The sequence below is a fragment of the Enterococcus wangshanyuanii genome (assembly GCF_002197645.1).
Lineage (GTDB): Bacteria > Bacillota > Bacilli > Lactobacillales > Enterococcaceae > Enterococcus_L > Enterococcus_L wangshanyuanii.
Window position 1 is genome coordinate 110,455 of sequence record NZ_CP021876.1, and the last position, 16,460, is coordinate 126,914.

The window sequence follows — 16,460 nt, forward strand, 5'->3', positions numbered from 1 at the left end:
GAGTGTATCAAAAGATAAGACGGTTATTTTTTTTTGTCGTTTTTAAGCATGTCCACAATCAATTTAATCAAAGCAATGGTAAACATACCAAAACTTAGAATCAATTGTATTGTTTCTAATGCGGACAAAAGGCTTTCTCCTTTCATAGATTTCAGTACTTACTTTCATAAGCACCACCACCCTCCGGAAGTAGCCACCGTCATAACTTTTCTACATTGATTAGTATATCACACTTGATATTTTTCTTTTTACTTTTTTCTAAAGACTAATCAATTTCTTTTGGAGAATCTATCTCCAATTTCTAACATAAGGTTTCCTGCTATTGTATTTACTTTGTTCAATTCTGTCGGCTATTGTTTTTTCGTTTAGTTCAGCTGCCGACCATACTTTATCAACCACTTCTTTTTTTTCTGTAATTGTTAGTATTAGCATAATAAATTGAAGAACCAATAAAGCAATGAGAATACCAATACATACATTAATTATTATCATAAGCAACTTCCTTTCTAATCCTTTTTGGGAATCATTCAATTCGTTTAGAAAAATATCTGTTTTTGAAATAATCCAAACGATCACTACTGACCTCATTACATATGAAATGTAATTCATGCTCCATTTCATTGTATAAATCTTTTAAGCTGCTGTTGACTGCTTCAACATCGCCCTTGTCTTCAGCATTTCTAAAGTCACTTATAATTTCAGGAATGTTTACAAAATTCACATCCATTTATATCACTTCTTTCTGATCCTTTTTGATACTTTTCTCTTTTTCAATTAATTCAGCAATTTTTTCTAGTTCATAAATATAACTAGGTTCTTGAAAATTAAATGATATGTTAAACAAGGTTCCTCTTATAGTACTTAGGCTTTTAAAAGCAAAATCAAATAAATACAGAACATCTGATAAATAAATTGGATTTGACTGTATCAAATTTTCTCGACTTTCCTCATTTGATATACGTTTATCTAAATGTGCCAAATCTCTGTTTCGAATTTTTTTTAAATGTGATATCGGTTTTTCTAAACTATCCAATTCTTCTTCCATTTGAACAAGTTCAGACTTTAATTTCTCATATGTTGTGTGTTGATTATAGCCAGTCTTTTTGTAGTAATCTTCCGTAAATAAATCATTTGAAATCCTGATAATCTTAGGTACTGAATGAGAATCTTTATTATCTACAAAAAATTTGGAAAGCTGTAATAGAACATCTCCAACCATAACGTTTTGTGTATAAGCAAAATAATCTCCATATTCACTAAGAGCATTATTTTTTTTTGTTACTTCAGACACAGCTAATATCGCTGCGTAGGTTTTTTTTGTTCCTAATATTTGTTTAAATATCCATTTAATACTTCTTTCTAGCTTTTCTAGTTGATTTTTTTGATTCATAATTTTCACTTCCTCATTTTTAGATCTTTTTTGAGAATTACGAAAAAATCACTTGAACGTAAAATTCACGATTTATGTTTACATACCATCTAATAGATTCAAACTTCAGTATGTTGTGTGATTTTAGTATTTCTCTGTAAAATGGTCCTTTAAAATTCATATTACTCACTTCACTTGGAACTTTGGCAAACACCACTTTTTTTCCTTTATCATCAATGAAGTCTTGATCAATATTTGGCCATAGAAAATCTTCCAACTTGCAACATTTGGATTCCTTCTCTAGCACTTCAGAATCTGTATAACTATCCTTTAAGTTTACTAGTCCTTTTTCTGTCACATCACCATAAAAAGTTAACCCTGGTATATTCTTCTTTTGAAAATCTTTAAACTCCATTTATTCGCCTTCTTTCTGATCCTTTTTGACGTATAGTTCGCTATTATGAGTTTGGCCATTGTCCTGGCATCAACGATCGTTCGTTTCTAGTTGTTGTTTACCTGGTAGATCTCGCACTGCAGCTGGCAGAAATCAACTACTTTTACGAACGATCCTTTTTAAGACTTTTAGTGATCTTTCTACATAAGTTGCCATTCATTTTATTATTTTCTTTAAAAAAACCAGCCAGTTCTTGGTTTTTACGTTCTATAGCTTGAGCTTCAATCGTTTTATTTTTGAGCAACCCATAAAGATAGGCTGCTTCTTCTTCTGTCATTTCGATACTGATCAATTCTCTTACCTTCTTTCTAATCCTTTTTGAGAATATCCTCATTTACTTTTGCGTATTCAAATAATTCAATTATTTTTCCAAGAGGAACATTGTTCAGATCATAATCGCCTTTTCTTATCTTACTTATCGTACTTCTTGACACGCTAGTATCTTCACCTATCCTATATCCAGTGATAACGTAGTTACCTTTTGAGTCTTTCTTGCTTATTAACAGCTTGATTAAATCCAAATCTATACTCATAGTTACCTCCAAAGACTTGCTACTAAGTCTGTTTTTTGTATAATATACTTAGTAGCAAGTTTTAGCTAGTCAGGCTATTTTGTTACAGAGGTTTGTTCTGTATCAGCAGAGTAAACCTCTTTTTGTTTCTTGTTGAAATAGTCAATTTCTGAGAAGGTAGCTTCGCGACACTCAATTTGAAGTTGAGTATTTGTCACATAAGATTCATTAAAATTTTCTAAATAAATAGATTTGATTTTGTAGAAGATCCCTTCTTTATCAACTATTTTAAAAATTCCAAAATTCACACCTGCATAGTAATTGTTTATCTTTTCCATAAAATTACACTTCCTTTCTTTATATACTTATTATATAGTATATTTATATATACGTCAATATAAATATACTGGTTTGGGGATATTTTTTACAAAAAAAAGAAGTGCCCTAGACACCTCTTTTACTGATCCTTTTTAGGAGAAAATGATATTGTCTGTCTTTCCCCATTTTTTCGAAAAATTATGTACCCACCTTCAAAATCCCCGTTTGATTCTATTACATTGCTTTCATCAATACCTAATTCATTACAACGATCTGCAAAGATTAGTTTTGCTGTTTCTTTATTTGGTAATACTGTTTTAGAAACTCCTTGATTTGTTTCTAGTACTATTTCATATTTCATAATACTCTCCTTTTACAATCTTTTTTAGGAATATAGCCAATTCATTACATATAGAACGTATTTTATTGTACATATCTCTCAAATCGTTATTGACTTTTTCAACATAGATTTAATCTTTAATTGTTGACCGCTTCTTTAACAAATTCAATCGTCTCATCTAAACAATTTTTTGCTTCTGAGGTTGTGTAATCAAATTGATAATCATGCGTTATTGTTTTTTCAACATCCTTGTAAAAAAGTGATTTTACAGGAACTGATAGTTCTTTTAGTCTATTTGCAAAAGTAATCCCTTGATCTTGGAAAGAATATGAATTGCCATCAGAAATATAGGTTGGTGGAAAATCGTTGGTAAGTTTATCTACTAATGATGCCTGCTTCAGCTCTGAGCTATCTTTCCAGTCCTTTGTTCCTAGTAAAGACCATGCAACCGTGTTAACAAAGAACTTCATGACCCATTCATCAGATGATTGCTGCTTAATCTCTTCTAAATCTACGGGACCACAATAAGAGATAAATCCACTTATATTATCTTCTGGAATCACTTTTTTCATCCCCATGCTCTTTGCATACTTTGAATTGGTCTGAATGGATAAAAATTGTCCTGCAATTTGAGAACCTGCTGAGTCACCTCCGAAAATGATTTTATTAAAATTCAACATTGGGTACTGCTTTGTCATTTTTTTTATCGAATTATAGGCAGCCTCGACTTGTTTCACTTGGCCTGGGTAATTTAAGCTTGGAGCCCACTCATAATTCAATGAAACTACTGCTACTTGGGCACGATCAGCTAAGTATGTCGCATATTCTTTTACACCTTCTTTGTCACCACCAACATATCCACCACCATGTACCCAAAAAACAATTGGAACTGATTTGTGAATTTCTTTTGGATAATATAAATCAAATGTACTTTTTTTATATTCTGATTGGTAAACAAGGCCTTTTTTAACTGTGATATTAGTATTACTTTTTTCATAGGATACTTTATCCGTAATTTTCACGTCTCCATTAAACACATACCCAATCAAAAAGGCACCCGGACGCGGCGACACTTGGAAAGCGATTAATATAATCACTCCAAAGATTACTAAGAAGCCCATTAACCATAAAAAAAACTGTTTTATTTTTCCCATAAAGCTACCTCTTTTTCCTTAGAATAGTTCATGACACATTTATTCACTGAGCTCAATTCAATTTAATATTCAACATTATACAATCATGAACCTTTAGTTATTGATCACTATTTGTAATTGTATTCAGTATATCTCTCATAACAATAACTAACTTCAACCCATTTTAAAATTGACAATGTTATTTCGTTCATTTAACATTACATGTAAAGGAACAAGCTTTTATACTAAAAACGAGCGTTTTCGATAATTTATCTACTCACTGATTTAATAAACATAAAATACTGATATTGCTGGAAGTTGTCTTAGTTTTGGGGCAGCTTTTTTATTTTGTCAAAAACGCCGTTTTTGACAATCCTCAGAGCGCTCATTCAAGATAGTACCTCAGTTTAAAAATTGAAACGGCCTTAGAATCTCTCTGTCATTAACGTAGATTTATGATAAATAGAATTTGACATAAGTTTTGGTAATATTTTGACCTGTTTACTGTTTATAAGTCTTCAGTATTATATTCTGTGTATCCTTCGTAGTAATAACTAACATCGATACCTTTCATATATGTTTCACGATCGTTTACTAAAGAAGTTAAGGCATGCTTGATTAAATGAGAAATTTCCAAATCATTAATTGGACTACGTTCCATTGCAGAAAGATAGTCTTCTTTATTAATCAGATTCCAATCAATTACTTTGCTGAGTTCTTGTTTAAGAATCAGATCCAGCCATATTCTTGTACTACGACCATTTCCCTCACGGAATGGATGTGCAATATTCATCTCAACGTACTTTGCTACAATTTCATCAATATTAGATTGTGGCATTTGATCAATATGATCTAAAGAAACCTTTAAGTACATCACCGGCGCAAATCGAAAGTTTCCTTTAGCAATATTCACCGTTCTAATTTCACCGGCGAAGTCATAAATATCTGAAAAAAGGTATCGATGAATATCAGCTAGCCCTTTGAATGTTCCCACTTCTAGTTTATCAATATCACCACTATCGTATAATTTCTTTGCATTCGATTTACTGATCTTTTCTTCTACTCTTGCCAATTCAACTTGATTTGTAATGCCTAATTTATTTGTTAACATTTTTCCCCTCCGGTTCTGTTTTCTTTTATCTAATAGCAACCTCTTAATCGACTAATTTCTGTTGTTTCACTTAAAAAAAGACGTGTTTCTTCTATTATATAGTAAATTATCTACGCTTATAAATCTAAGCTCATAACTGCAGTATCTTTGTCTTCTTGTGTGATCCCAATATAACGTAATGTCTCCCGCTGCGATGAATGGTTTAACAACTCTTGAATGATCTCTATATGCGTTCCATTTTTATAAAGAAAGTAGCCAAACGTTTTACGCATCGAGTGACTCCCAATATTTTTCATCCCCATACTTTTTCCTGCTTTACTTAAAACATCCCAAAGTGCTTGTCGACTTAATGGACTATCATTTCCTTTTCGGCTTGGAAATAAGAAATGATCAAACTCATGATTTGCTACCTGAGTTGGAAAGGAATCATTCACATACTCCAGGATCTGTTTTCTCAATTTATTCGAAATAATAATTGAATTATGTTTGCCGGTCTTTTGCTCTTTCATTTCTAATCGATCTTTCGTGATCACTCGACCACGAGAGATCATCAAGACGTCTGATAATTTCAATCGACGCAAATCTGAAATCCGATAGGCCGTATTTATTCCGATCGAAAACAGCAGCACATTTCTCGGTCCCATTTTTCCTGAAGACAAAATCGCCTTCATCGCATCGATCTGCTTTTTTTCTCGAATCGGTTGGACAATTTTCATAAAAAATCCCTCTTTTTATTAATATGACTTAATACCATTATACTATAGTTTTAGTCATATTCAAATAAACTATAAAACAATAGACTTACTCAGACAGTGAATAATCCTTAGAGCCACCTAACTTTAGCGGACTTAAGCGAATAAGACACAACTAGCTTGTGTCAGATTCATATAAATAATATATTTAGACTGAATTATTATATTTTGCACTAGTTACTATAACACGTTATAGTAACTAGTGAGAAAGGAGTTTTTTATTATGTCCAACATCAAAACGATCGAAAAAGAAATTGAAAAAATCCTTATTAAAGACAAACGCTCCTGGGTTCGATTATTTGAATTAATCCGAGAAGTTGAAATAGGGACTTTATGGAAACCAGAACATCAATCATTCACGCGTTGGATCAGACACTTAGCTTATGAGTCTGGAGTAACAGAGTCATTAATTTGGAAACGAAAAAAAGCAGGAGAAATTTATTCCGATTACCAAAAGAGAGCAATAGAGAAAGGAATTGCTGTTCCAAGAATTGAAGACGTTGAAGTCAGTCCGGATAATTTTGAATTGGTCGAGAAGATTAGTCAGGGAAATAAAGAGATAAAAGACGATTTAATGGGAAAAGTCCTTCAAAAGGATCTAAAACGTTCAGATTTATTGAGTGCCTGGCGCTCGGTCAAAACAATTCGGCAAGGGGAAGAAGGAAACATCATAAAAAAGAATAGCCACTCTGAAGTTGGCCGCTCTGAAAAAGAAAAAGAACTAGCAATATCTGTTACCGATATTGCGGTTTCTTTAACCTATAGTTCCTGGTTGAACAACTTTTCTGATCTAAACCTGGATACGCTAGTGACTCATTCATACAAAAAAGTGTATAAGCTGCTGCCTAAATTTTCCTTTTACTCTTCTTTAACTGATCGATTACATAAGATAGATTTTTTATTGATTGAAAATCATACAAGTCAGCCACATCAATTACATCTACACTCTATTGAAGTAATCCTTTCTGAAGAAGAGCTGCAACAATCTTTCAGTAGTAGACACTATCAGCCGCACATGAATTATTTGTGGATCGCCATTCCTTCATTATTAATAGAAGAAATAGGACCTAAAATATCTGAAGACTATGGATTATTGGAGATATCCGAAGAGAAACTTATTTCTGTTTGTCGAAATGCTCCTTATAACTCAGTACCTACAAACAAATTGGATATTATTCAAGAAGGATTGATAAAAGTACTTTGACAATGTTTCATTCACAACAATGCTACTGCTGTAAAATGATCTTGAAAAAACTAAATTGGATAAGACTTACAGCCCTGCAGAAGTTTTACGAGAGTTGGGGCTTTAATTCATGATTAATTACAGTGTAACAACCGCGAAGTCTGATTTAAACGATCATTCTAATAACGATTTGGGTTTGTCAACTAAAGTGTGGAAGTTCTCCAAGCCAGACTAAATAAGAGAAACAAAAAGCTAGATTTCAACGAATCCATCCGTGTCATAAAATTGAACACGTCCAAATAAACCTACCGTATGTTTATGAAAGATAGATGGTATACTTTTCAATTCGAGAAGAAAAAGAGTCATTCATCCTCAACTGATTCAATACCATCGCCCAATTTTGGATATATCCGTCAGACCACTTTAGTTGAAGTTCTTTTACCCGTAAATAAAGAAGTTTTAGGAGTGCGTTTTCGTTGGAAAATGCGCCTTTTTTTGTGACCTTTCTAAAGCTGGCATTCACACTTTCCACCGCATTCGTTGTATACATGATCTTCCGAATTGCACTGCTATGATCAAATAATTGTTCACATGAGTGAAGTTTCGTTGCCAAACATCCACAGCACCAGAATAAGTTGACCAACGAGTTTGAAACGATTCAAAGGCTGCATGAGCGGCTTTAAGAAAAGAAGCCCCATAAAATTTCTTCATGTCCTTACAGACTTCTTTATAGTCTTTACTGGGAACATAACGAAGGGCATTTCTGACAAGGTAAACAATACATCGTTGAACCACTATAGAAGGGAAAATCGCCTTCGCTCCCTCTTCAAGTCCAGAGACCCCGTCCATAGAAAGGAAAAAGACCTCTTCTACACCACGAGCTTTGACTTTATCAAAAATCTGCATCCAATTGAGCCACAGCCCTAGAATCTCTTTGTTGCCTTTTAAAACATAGCCAAGAATAGTATACACAGCGTATTCTTTGACTCATCCCTCGAGCGTACATAGAAAGGACTTTTCCTTCAATTGCAGAAATATCTCGCGTCCTTTTGGGAATTAATTCTGGGTCAAAAGTGGCTTCACGATCTCTAGGGACTTCAATGTCGACCTCCCCAAAACTTGTTTTCAGCGTTTTATTCCTATACCCATTCCGACCTTTTGGTTCTTTAGAGTGTGGGTCATAGCCTAAGTGATTGGTTAATTCACCTTCCAACATTTTTTCAAACAATGGATCAAAGACCTCTTTGAGCGCTTCTTGCATGTCTTCTACAGAATTAGGCTGATAGGCTTTCAAGAGGGACTCAGCGACCTTTACAGCATCAGGATGTCTCTTTTTTCGTACCATTTTCTACACCTCTTTCCTTTAGTTTAGAAAAAGAAAAACCGTAAAGCAACCCTTTCCTAGGATTTGGTTACTTACACGGTTTATTTTACACTCTCAAGTTGGCTATCGAAAGTTTTTCTCTTTCAATAACTAACCTCCTTATTTCTACTCATCAGTCCAATTTGACAATGAGCCGTTAATTTTCCGCTTGCTTTTTTGTCAGTCTTCTCTCCTTAAGGTTGAGTAGAAGTATTTCTACAAAAAAAGAGAATGAAGTTACCATTCTCTTTCTCTAAGTGCTTCCTCAAGATCAATAAGAAGTCAATTGAACTATAAAACTCCACTTGATGCATGAAGTGCACATAGTTTTTTACCAGAGACAAACACTAAAAAGATTCATCATATTCTTACGTGTTATTTTCATAAAAACAACATGCAAGAACATACGCTTTCTTTTGATATCTCTTAGTGTCAAAAAATAGAATCGGTTGATCATATAAAAATACAAGTCATCGTTACAGACATTAAAAAATTTTCGATACTATGCTATTTTTTCTTATATCCTAAATCTTCAAACCATTTCGCGCAATCTTTAAAGCTACTACCTTTAATATCACTGTAAATGGTCACGGTAGAATGTAGAAAAATGATCATTTAAAAATGTAGGTTTCACTCAAATTTCTGATACGCTTTTCTCATAACTTATTAGGAGGATAACGTGTGAGAAAAGATATCTATGAAGGAGTGTTATTACACATCATGAGTGAAACTAAACCAAACTATTCTCTTTTAGCCAAACAATTTAACTGTGATTACCGAACAGTGAAACGTTACTATGAAGCAGGTTTAAACAAAGAATTACCGTTGTTACTAAATAGAAAACAAAGGGCATCTGTTATTACTGGCTTTGAAGGAATCATCGCTGATAAGCTTTCTCTTGGTTGTACGGCTGCTTCTATCTATTCCTATCTCATTAAGAAAGGATACACGGGTAGTTATCCCACTGTTCGACGACATTGCTCAAAAATACGCGCAGAAAAGATCTCTAAAGCAACTATTCGTATCGAGACAACCCCTGGATTATCTGCTCAAGTTGATTGGAAAGAAAATTTACAAATCATTTCTTCAGAAGGAAAAATAATTCACTGTAATATTTTTCTTTACATCCTAGGATACTCCAGACTCAAGTATCTAGAAGTAACGTTTGATCGTACTCAAACAACACTATTCCGTTGTCTTACTCATGCTTTTGAACACACCGGAGGCGTTCCTCAAGAAATCTGGTTTGATAATATGAAAACAGTAGTTGATCGAAGTAAAAGCCAGTTTTCACAAGTTGTTTTTAATGAGCGTTTTCGACAGTTCTCTAAAGACGCAGGCTTTTATCCAATCGCTTGTCGTCCATTTAGACCTCAAACGAAAGGAAAAGTGGAGGCACTAGCTCGAACAATGGATCGACTAAAAGTTTATAACTATGAAATAAAAGATAAACTTGATTTTTGTCAAATTGTTTCTGGTTTTATGCATGAGCTCAATAATGAAATTTCTCAAGCAATTCATGAGAAGCCTATTGCCCGCTGGGCAAACGAAAAGCGGAAATTGAACTCTTTTGATACACAACGTTTATTAGCGTATTCCATAGAAAAAAATGAAATCTTGCGTAAAGTCTCGAAGGAATCAATGATTCAATTTGAAGGAAAAAAATATTCTGTTCCAGTTCATTCTATAGGTAAAAACGTCCTTCTAAAGCGTAAGAATGATCGTCTTGAAGTTTGGCTTAGTGGTGTTCAAATCCGTGCACACCCGCTAAGTAATAAACCTTTAAACTATCATAGAAACGATTATCGAGAAATCCTTCAATCTGATGTATTTAAAAACTTAGAAGACGAAGAACTCGAACGTTTCGTTGACGAAAATCTAGAAGCTTATGACGATTTATAGGAGGAATGAACCATGTCATATCATCAATTGTTAAACCAATTAGAAGAACTTGGACTCAAAAATATGCGGGAGACCTTACCTGATTATCTAGACACGATTATTAAAGAGAACTTGAATTTTGTCGATGCGTTTTCAGAATTGACGACAAAAGAGTTGTCCTTCCGAAAGGAAGAACGTGATAAACTCCGCCTTCAACGATCCAATCTCCCGTTTCAAAAGAAGGTAAATGACTTTGACTTCAATTTTCAACCACAGATTAATAAAAACGAGATCCTTGATCTATGTTCTCTGCGCTTTATGGATACTGCAGATAATATCTTATTTATTGGAAACAGCGGGGTTGGGAAAACCCACCTCGCAATTTCTATCGCATTAGAGGCAATGGAAAAAGAAAAATCCTGCTATTTCGCTTTAAGTAACGAACTTGTAGAAAGACTTTCCAAAGCGCACAAAAGAGGCACTCTAGAATCAATATTAAAGAAATATATAGGCTATGACATTTTGATTATTGATGAGGTAGGCTATCTTCCCTTTTCACAAGACGGTGCGAATCTATTGTTTCAGTTAATCAACCGCCGATATGAGAAAAAATCAACGATTATTACAACGAATATCCCGTTATCTCAATGGGCTACTGTATTCAAAGATAAGAAGCTAACAAATGCGTTGATTGATCGTTTAATTCACCATTCAAAAATTATTCAGATCAACGGAAAGTCTTATCGTATGAAAGATTACAAGGAAAATAAACAAGCAGCTTTGACTACTTCTAAATGACAATGGACCAAAAAACGACATTTTGAGTGATCAAAAACCTGCATTATTGAGTAATCAAAAAACTACAATTTTTTATGACCATTGACAAATATCACCATTTAAATCCATAGCAGGATACGTTATAGTGGTTTCTTTTTCTGTATATGTCATCTCAACTTTTAATGTAGATATCTCTGATGTTTCTTTAAATACTCTCACAATCTCTTTAGCTGATTCTTCATCTGTCACACCCAATGCCGCATTATCAAATTTGACTACATTAGAAATACCTGTGACCTTGTCTCCTTCATGTTTTACCTTAACAGATACCTCTGTTCCTATTGTAGGCGTTTGAATGAATGTTGTTGTTTCTTCTTTTTTTCCGCAACCACTTGCTATCGCCACTAAGACTATCATTGAAATTACACCTAAAAATTTTTTCATCAAATCCTCCAAATTCGTTTTTGATAGATACTTCATACAAAAATACTTACGTTCTCTCGAATAAAGTTATCTCTTCATACTTGCCTGAAACACAAAACCATATTATGGTGTTTCAGAAATTGTCCATAATACTTTTCCAGTATACGCAGCCTTTGTTTTGATAGCTGAACCAGGTACATATAAGGACACTGATCCCTTTTCAATCAGGTTCGCATTTGTACCGTTTGGTGTTCCTGTTGTATCCTCTGCACCATTCACTCCAGCACTTGAACCAAACTCAACAGTAAATGTACCAAACCCTTTATCTGCATTTTCTGTACCAATCACGTCAATTGAGTTTCCACTTTCTGACAAGGTGAATGTACTAGCATTCGCACCTAATGTCGGCCATGTAGTCGTATCTTCTACTGCACTATTAATGAATGGATTAGTATAGGTTAATGTTGCTCCACCTAATGTTTTTGTCCCTGCCGTAAATTGTTGAGTCATTTTCGCTGTTAGTTTCCAAGGCGTACGATTTTCCAAACGCTTATCTGTTACTTGTACCCAGTTACCACGTGTTCCTTTGTTTGTACCGTTCTCTTTTACAGTAACTTGTTTTGCAAAATAGTCTTGATCCGTGGTCACTGCCTTTTGTGCTCCGAAATCTAGATTTGTTACAGCATCCACAGTCAATGAACCGCCATCGGGATTCACTACAATCGGATTTTCTGGATCTACCTCTTTATCTGGATTTTCTGGATCAATCGGCGGATTGACTGTTGTATCCTCTTCGTACGTAATTGTTCCATTGCTTTCCAATGAGTTCGGAGCTGCTTGCGCTGGTGCTGCTAAACCTCCTAAGACCATTACTGTTGTTAGTGCTGCTGTACTAAATAATTTGAATTTCATGTATATTTCCTCCTGATAAATTAATTTATATGAACTTGACCTTTAGCCAAGTAACATCTTATGTTGCTTCATTGAATTCAGAATAGACTTAAATAAAATAGATTCTAAATCCAAGATCTGTTTAATGATTATTTATTGTTTTTTCCTGCGACGATAAACAAAGTAAATTGACACACCAACTATGAGCACTATTCCGCTCAAAAGCATAGACTGCTTGGCAATCTCACCCATATTAGGAATGCGTCCCACCGGCTTCTCGGATACTTCTTTACTAGGACTAGATGGACTTGAGGGATTCATTGGTTCAGTAGGTGACGTAGAAGAAGGTGTTGTCTCTTCATCATAAAAAGTAATGCCACCCTGATGTCCCAACTGCCCCCCCTCTGCTTGAGCGATTTGAGGTATTACTAGAAGGCAGACAGCAATAGAGAACAAGAGTTTAATAATATTTCGTTTTGGTTCCTGTTTCATTTATTTGCTCCTTTCTGCTTAAGGTGCTTCCACCAAGGTCCATTGAATCTTTGCTACATAGGACCCTTTACTTGTTACTGCGCCTGCATTTGTTTGAAGTTTCAACCCGTCACCACTAGCTGTCCACGTATTATTTACTGTATAAAGTTCCTCTGTGTTGTTTGGTTGTCCGAACACCGGTTGTGAACCGCGGTTCAATATCAACTCGTTTCCGTTATATACGTACCGCAATGCTTCCGGAATAATTTTCGTCCCATTGCTTAGTTCTTCTTCTAGTCGCGCAGTCAAGGTCCAGTTTCCCTTTGCTATTCGATTATCACGTATCACTAAATCATTTTCGATAGCTACTGGCTGATTTACCCGCTTTGTCTGAGTTGTTACAGTTTGTGTACCAAAGTCAATAACAGATGGTGCTGAAATCAATGCCAATGTCCCAGCTAGCTTGTATTGCACCGTGATAACTGATTGATCCAGTGAAACTGCTGTTTCATTGGGCGGGCGTTCCACTATTTTATAGCCCAATGACTCCAACATACTCAGTTGATTCGTGACTTGTGATTCATTAGTCAAGTCAATCGTATCTCCCACAGTAGCAATCAAAGAAACCGTATAGCCTGGCAGTTCTTGATCCGCTTCATTTAGAAATGTCACAAGCAATTGAGACTCTACACTCACAACTGTCACTGTTGCAGTAACTTCCTCATACTCATTTTTATAGGTCACAATGTATTCATTTTCCTTGGATGTATCAACCGATCCTGTCACAGAAATAGCGTCAATTGTGAGTGGTTCACCGTAAGCATTTGTCGCAGAAACAAAGTTATCACTCGCTGTCCAAGAGTCACCTAGATTAATGGTACTATCCTTCACTTCAATTGTTTCTTTATTCGGCTCCCAAATATAGGTTCCAGCCGTTTCTGGAGTAAGTGTGTTCATTAAATCATTACTAGAAGCATAGATAACATCTTTATTGCCTTCAGAGATACCTATCCACCGGCCACTATACTCTTTAGTTCTAACTCTATTAGGTAAATTTTGGTACTGATTTACAACCTCAGAAAAAGACGGACCTAACGTTAGTTTACTTAGTTCTAAGGCCCCCTGAAACATCCCATAAGTAGTGACCCCACTTTTAAGGGAGAAAGAAGAAATATCTAGACTGGATAATCTTTTTGCCCCTGAAAACATACCTCTCATATCCGTTACATTACTTGTATCCCAACCACTTACATCCAGCGTTGTTAGGTTTCTTACAAAAGCAAACATTTTCTCCATACTCGTTACCTTGTTTGTGTTCCAGTTGCTCACATCTAGGCTAGTTAGGCTGATTGCTCTATCAAACATACTCATCATATCTACTACCTGACTTGTGTCCCAGTTACTTACACCTAGTTCGATTAGACTGCTTGCTCCGAAAAACATGTAGCTCATATTCCTTACCTGACTTGTGTCCCAGCTACTTACATCTAGATCATTTAGACTACTTGTTCCGTAAAACATATTCCTCATACTCGTTACCTTACTCGTATCCCAATTACTTGTATCTAAACTGGTTAGATTATCTGCCACTTGAAACATCTGACTCATATTCGTTACTTGACCTGTATTCCAGTTACTCACATCTAGACTGGTTAGACTGCTTGCTCCCTGAAACATGTCACTCATATTCGTTACTTTTCCTGTATTCCAGTTACTCACATCTAGACTGGTTAGACTGCTTGCTCCGTGAAACATGTCACTCATATTCGTTACTTTTCCTGTATTCCAGTTACTCACATCTAGACTGGTTAGACTGCTTGCTCCCTGAAATGTGCCACTCATACTCGTTACCTTACTTGTATCCCAATTACTTACATCTAGGTTTGTTAAACTGTTTGCGTCGAAAAATATGGCAACCATAGCCGTTACATTACTTGTATCCCAATTACTTACATCTAAGCTTGTTAAGCTGCTTGCGTCGTAAAACATGCCATTCATAGTCGTTACATTACTTGTATCCCAATTACTTACATCTAAGCTTGTTAAGCTACTTGCTCCGAAAAACATCTGACTCATAACCGTTACATTACTTGTATCCCAATTACTTACATCTAAACTTGTTAAACTGCTTGCTCCTCGAAACATCCTTAACATACTAGTTACGTTTCCAACATCTAAATTTCCAAAATTTTCAATACTTATCAAGTTTTCTAGAGGGGAGGCTATATTGTTTGCAAATAGATCGTCAGATATTTCAGGCGCAATTACTGGTCCAGTGAATACAATACGTTTTACTGACCGTGAAGGCACACTGGATCCATTCCCCACCCACGGAGAAGTCCCACTTGTTCCTAGTGATCCAGAATCAATAGTCAATACTCCAGTTGCATCATCAAATGTCCATGGACTAGTTCCCCAAGTACCGCTAACTAAATTCTTAGTTGTGACATTCTTTTTTGCATTTACTTGATCATCTTGTTTATCTGCCCCATTCAATAGAGCATCTTCAAAATTAGATGTAGATACTTCTCTTTTTTCTTCTATACTAGATCGATTAAAATCCTCACTCAACATTTCCAATGCTGATTCCTTTATTGAAGTATCTCCTTTGTTTAAAGCAGATACTTTATTATTTTCTGCTTGTAAATTCCACCAAGAAATACTCATTGCACAAATAGCAAATATGCTCCCATAAAATAGCAAAACTATTTTATTTTTCATTCAATCTCCTCCTACTTTTTCATTTCTCAACTAAATTAATTCACAGTTAAGATATCGTTAAAGTCAATTCTCTATTTGTTATCTTTTGTTGTATTCAAGGCTGCTTCATCTATTCGAAATTCTTCAATGACTACTTGCTCTTGTTTCTTAACCTTCTTTATAACTTCTTGAATATTTTCCAATTGAACGGAGTTTGTATAAAAGTCAGTTGGTTGTGAAGCTATTGTTTGCCCTAATTCTTTTAACAGAAGATAGTAACGATTGATGTTGTATTGGCTCGTACTACTAAGATGATTGTCTGCTCTTTTGATTGAATATGCTGATAACTCTGTACCAAAAATACGTAAGTTTGCAGATATCTTATCATCCATTCCCACACTATTATCCTCTTGCAACTGATCTTCCACAGCTTGAACTAAAATATAGCCTTCTGCAATTGTTTTTTGATCCTCTTCGGTTAAGTTTGTGGCTTGATAGTACATTGCATAGACTGAGGCTGAGGTGCTAAGTCCTGCAAAAAAAATGAGAAAAATCAGAAAGTACAATAAACGTTGCCTCTTTATCACTAGTTGTTTCTTTTTTGTACTAATCTTCTTTCGTTTTCGCTTGTTTTTCACACGAATATGAGTCAACTCCTTTAATACAACACCATGCCGAACTCTGGCTATTAAAGTAATAGCTCCCAACACGCCTAGAAGAATCCCTAACGATAGTAGCGCAACAGAAAATCTATCTATTAATGTCATCTTCCTTCCCCTTTC

General features: G+C 35.0%; 20 protein-coding genes and 1 pseudogene. 3 read left to right on the forward strand and 18 right to left on the reverse strand.

Features of this window, described 5'->3' with window-relative positions; all coding sequences use genetic code 11:
- Positions 1–23: 23 nt before the first annotated feature.
- The 11 genes from CC204_RS21775 to CC204_RS20050 all read right to left on the reverse strand — a co-directional run bounded on the left by CC204_RS21775 (position 24) and on the right by CC204_RS20050 (position 5,953).
- Positions 24–146: a putative holin-like toxin gene (locus tag CC204_RS21775; protein WP_088271878.1), complete on the reverse strand. Its 123-nt coding sequence runs from the start codon at positions 144–146 to the stop codon at positions 24–26.
- A 377-nt stretch (positions 147–523) separates the two neighbouring features.
- Positions 524–727 (reverse strand): hypothetical protein, encoded by a 204-nt coding sequence (locus tag CC204_RS20005; protein WP_088271880.1) that lies wholly within the window; start codon positions 725–727, stop codon positions 524–526.
- Positions 728–1,390 (reverse strand): AbiU2 domain-containing protein, encoded by a 663-nt coding sequence (locus CC204_RS20010; RefSeq protein WP_088271881.1) that lies wholly within the window; start codon positions 1,388–1,390, stop codon positions 728–730.
- A gap of 37 nt (positions 1,391–1,427) precedes the next feature.
- Complete coding sequence (locus CC204_RS20015; RefSeq protein WP_088271882.1) at positions 1,428–1,784, reverse strand: hypothetical protein; 357 nt, start codon at positions 1,782–1,784, stop codon at positions 1,428–1,430.
- Positions 1,785–1,926: 142 nt separating this feature from the next.
- Positions 1,927–2,115, reverse strand: coding sequence for a hypothetical protein (locus CC204_RS20020; protein ID WP_088271883.1), 189 nt, complete (start codon positions 2,113–2,115; stop codon positions 1,927–1,929).
- Between the two features lie 16 nt (positions 2,116–2,131).
- Positions 2,132–2,356, reverse strand: a complete 225-nt coding sequence (locus tag CC204_RS20025; RefSeq protein ID WP_088271884.1) for a hypothetical protein — start codon at positions 2,354–2,356, stop codon at positions 2,132–2,134.
- A gap of 74 nt (positions 2,357–2,430) precedes the next feature.
- Positions 2,431–2,673, reverse strand: a complete 243-nt coding sequence (locus tag CC204_RS20030; RefSeq protein WP_088271885.1) for a hypothetical protein — start codon at positions 2,671–2,673, stop codon at positions 2,431–2,433.
- Positions 2,674–2,792: 119 nt separating this feature from the next.
- Complete coding sequence (locus tag CC204_RS20035) at positions 2,793–3,014, reverse strand: hypothetical protein (RefSeq protein ID WP_088271886.1); 222 nt, start codon at positions 3,012–3,014, stop codon at positions 2,793–2,795.
- Between the two features lie 116 nt (positions 3,015–3,130).
- Entirely contained in the window at positions 3,131–4,147 is a 1,017-nt protein-coding gene (locus CC204_RS20040; RefSeq protein ID WP_088271887.1) for an alpha/beta hydrolase, read from the reverse strand.
- A gap of 487 nt (positions 4,148–4,634) precedes the next feature.
- Entirely contained in the window at positions 4,635–5,237 is a 603-nt protein-coding gene (fic, locus tag CC204_RS20045; RefSeq protein ID WP_088271888.1) for a protein adenylyltransferase Fic, read from the reverse strand.
- A 116-nt stretch (positions 5,238–5,353) separates the two neighbouring features.
- Positions 5,354–5,953 carry a site-specific integrase gene (locus CC204_RS20050; RefSeq protein WP_088271889.1) on the reverse strand — a complete coding sequence of 200 codons (600 nt, stop codon included), beginning with the start codon at positions 5,951–5,953 and terminating at the stop codon, positions 5,354–5,356.
- A 259-nt stretch (positions 5,954–6,212) separates the two neighbouring features.
- Here CC204_RS20050 and CC204_RS20055 point away from each other — a divergent pair, with 259 nt between their 5' ends.
- The gene (locus CC204_RS20055; protein ID WP_088271890.1) at positions 6,213–7,193 is read left to right on the forward strand and encodes a hypothetical protein; all 981 of its coding nucleotides are present in this window, start codon (positions 6,213–6,215) and stop codon (positions 7,191–7,193) included.
- A 295-nt stretch (positions 7,194–7,488) separates the two neighbouring features.
- Here the strand turns inward: CC204_RS20055 and CC204_RS21880 are convergent.
- Both CC204_RS21880 and CC204_RS21885 read right to left on the reverse strand, forming a co-directional pair.
- Positions 7,489–8,144, reverse strand: a pseudogene (locus CC204_RS21880) (IS256 family transposase).
- Positions 8,065–8,517, reverse strand: a complete 453-nt coding sequence (locus tag CC204_RS21885) for a transposase (protein ID WP_373285351.1) — start codon at positions 8,515–8,517, stop codon at positions 8,065–8,067. The pseudogene CC204_RS21880 and the gene CC204_RS21885 overlap by 80 nt, the downstream one beginning before the upstream one ends.
- A gap of 699 nt (positions 8,518–9,216) precedes the next feature.
- Between CC204_RS21885 and istA the strand changes: the two genes are divergently transcribed.
- Both istA and istB read left to right on the forward strand, forming a co-directional pair.
- Positions 9,217–10,437 carry an IS21 family transposase gene (gene istA / locus CC204_RS20065; protein WP_088271891.1) on the forward strand — a complete coding sequence of 407 codons (1,221 nt, stop codon included), beginning with the start codon at positions 9,217–9,219 and terminating at the stop codon, positions 10,435–10,437.
- A 12-nt stretch (positions 10,438–10,449) separates the two neighbouring features.
- Entirely contained in the window at positions 10,450–11,214 is a 765-nt protein-coding gene (gene istB, locus CC204_RS20070) for an IS21-like element helper ATPase IstB (RefSeq protein WP_088271892.1), read from the forward strand.
- A 72-nt stretch (positions 11,215–11,286) separates the two neighbouring features.
- Here istB and CC204_RS20075 read toward each other — a convergent pair whose 3' ends face one another.
- The 5 genes from CC204_RS20075 to CC204_RS20095 all read right to left on the reverse strand — a co-directional run bounded on the left by CC204_RS20075 (position 11,287) and on the right by CC204_RS20095 (position 16,445).
- A complete protein-coding gene (locus CC204_RS20075) occupies positions 11,287–11,637 on the reverse strand; it encodes a DUF1307 domain-containing protein (RefSeq protein WP_088271893.1) in 351 nt (116 codons plus the stop codon).
- A gap of 102 nt (positions 11,638–11,739) precedes the next feature.
- A complete protein-coding gene (locus tag CC204_RS20080; RefSeq protein WP_088271894.1) occupies positions 11,740–12,528 on the reverse strand; it encodes a WxL domain-containing protein in 789 nt (262 codons plus the stop codon).
- Between the two features lie 132 nt (positions 12,529–12,660).
- Positions 12,661–12,999 (reverse strand): LPXTG cell wall anchor domain-containing protein, encoded by a 339-nt coding sequence (locus CC204_RS20085; RefSeq protein ID WP_088271895.1) that lies wholly within the window; start codon positions 12,997–12,999, stop codon positions 12,661–12,663.
- A gap of 18 nt (positions 13,000–13,017) precedes the next feature.
- A complete protein-coding gene (locus tag CC204_RS20090) occupies positions 13,018–15,699 on the reverse strand; it encodes a BspA family leucine-rich repeat surface protein (RefSeq protein ID WP_088271896.1) in 2,682 nt (893 codons plus the stop codon).
- A 71-nt stretch (positions 15,700–15,770) separates the two neighbouring features.
- Positions 15,771–16,445 (reverse strand): hypothetical protein, encoded by a 675-nt coding sequence (locus CC204_RS20095; protein WP_088271897.1) that lies wholly within the window; start codon positions 16,443–16,445, stop codon positions 15,771–15,773.
- Between the last annotated feature and the right edge of the window lie 15 nt (positions 16,446–16,460).

Excerpts from the sequence above, each read along its gene's own strand:
- CC204_RS21885 (WP_373285351.1), bottom strand. The coding sequence starts at position 8,517 with ATGGTACGAAAAAAGAGACATCCTGATGCTGTAAAGGTCGCTGAGTCC.
- CC204_RS20040 (WP_088271887.1), bottom strand. The coding sequence starts at position 4,147 with ATGGGAAAAATAAAACAGTTTTTTTTATGGTTAATGGGCTTCTTAGTA.
- CC204_RS20030 (WP_088271885.1), bottom strand. The coding sequence starts at position 2,673 with ATGGAAAAGATAAACAATTACTATGCAGGTGTGAATTTTGGAATTTTT.
- CC204_RS20025 (WP_088271884.1), bottom strand. The coding sequence starts at position 2,356 with ATGAGTATAGATTTGGATTTAATCAAGCTGTTAATAAGCAAGAAAGAC.
- CC204_RS20075 (WP_088271893.1), bottom strand. The coding sequence starts at position 11,637 with ATGAAAAAATTTTTAGGTGTAATTTCAATGATAGTCTTAGTGGCGATA.
- CC204_RS20080 (WP_088271894.1), bottom strand. The coding sequence starts at position 12,528 with ATGAAATTCAAATTATTTAGTACAGCAGCACTAACAACAGTAATGGTC.
- fic (WP_088271888.1), bottom strand. The coding sequence starts at position 5,237 with ATGTTAACAAATAAATTAGGCATTACAAATCAAGTTGAATTGGCAAGA.
- CC204_RS20010 (WP_088271881.1), bottom strand. The coding sequence starts at position 1,390 with ATGAATCAAAAAAATCAACTAGAAAAGCTAGAAAGAAGTATTAAATGG.
- CC204_RS21775 (WP_088271878.1), bottom strand. The coding sequence starts at position 146 with ATGAAAGGAGAAAGCCTTTTGTCCGCATTAGAAACAATACAATTGATT.
- istB (WP_088271892.1), top strand. The coding sequence starts at position 10,450 with ATGTCATATCATCAATTGTTAAACCAATTAGAAGAACTTGGACTCAAA.
- CC204_RS20005 (WP_088271880.1), bottom strand. The coding sequence starts at position 727 with ATGGATGTGAATTTTGTAAACATTCCTGAAATTATAAGTGACTTTAGA.
- CC204_RS20090 (WP_088271896.1), bottom strand. The coding sequence starts at position 15,699 with ATGAAAAATAAAATAGTTTTGCTATTTTATGGGAGCATATTTGCTATT.
- CC204_RS20055 (WP_088271890.1), top strand. The coding sequence starts at position 6,213 with ATGTCCAACATCAAAACGATCGAAAAAGAAATTGAAAAAATCCTTATT.
- CC204_RS20015 (WP_088271882.1), bottom strand. The coding sequence starts at position 1,784 with ATGGAGTTTAAAGATTTTCAAAAGAAGAATATACCAGGGTTAACTTTT.
- CC204_RS20085 (WP_088271895.1), bottom strand. The coding sequence starts at position 12,999 with ATGAAACAGGAACCAAAACGAAATATTATTAAACTCTTGTTCTCTATT.
- CC204_RS20035 (WP_088271886.1), bottom strand. The coding sequence starts at position 3,014 with ATGAAATATGAAATAGTACTAGAAACAAATCAAGGAGTTTCTAAAACA.
- CC204_RS20050 (WP_088271889.1), bottom strand. The coding sequence starts at position 5,953 with ATGAAAATTGTCCAACCGATTCGAGAAAAAAAGCAGATCGATGCGATG.
- CC204_RS20095 (WP_088271897.1), bottom strand. The coding sequence starts at position 16,445 with ATGACATTAATAGATAGATTTTCTGTTGCGCTACTATCGTTAGGGATT.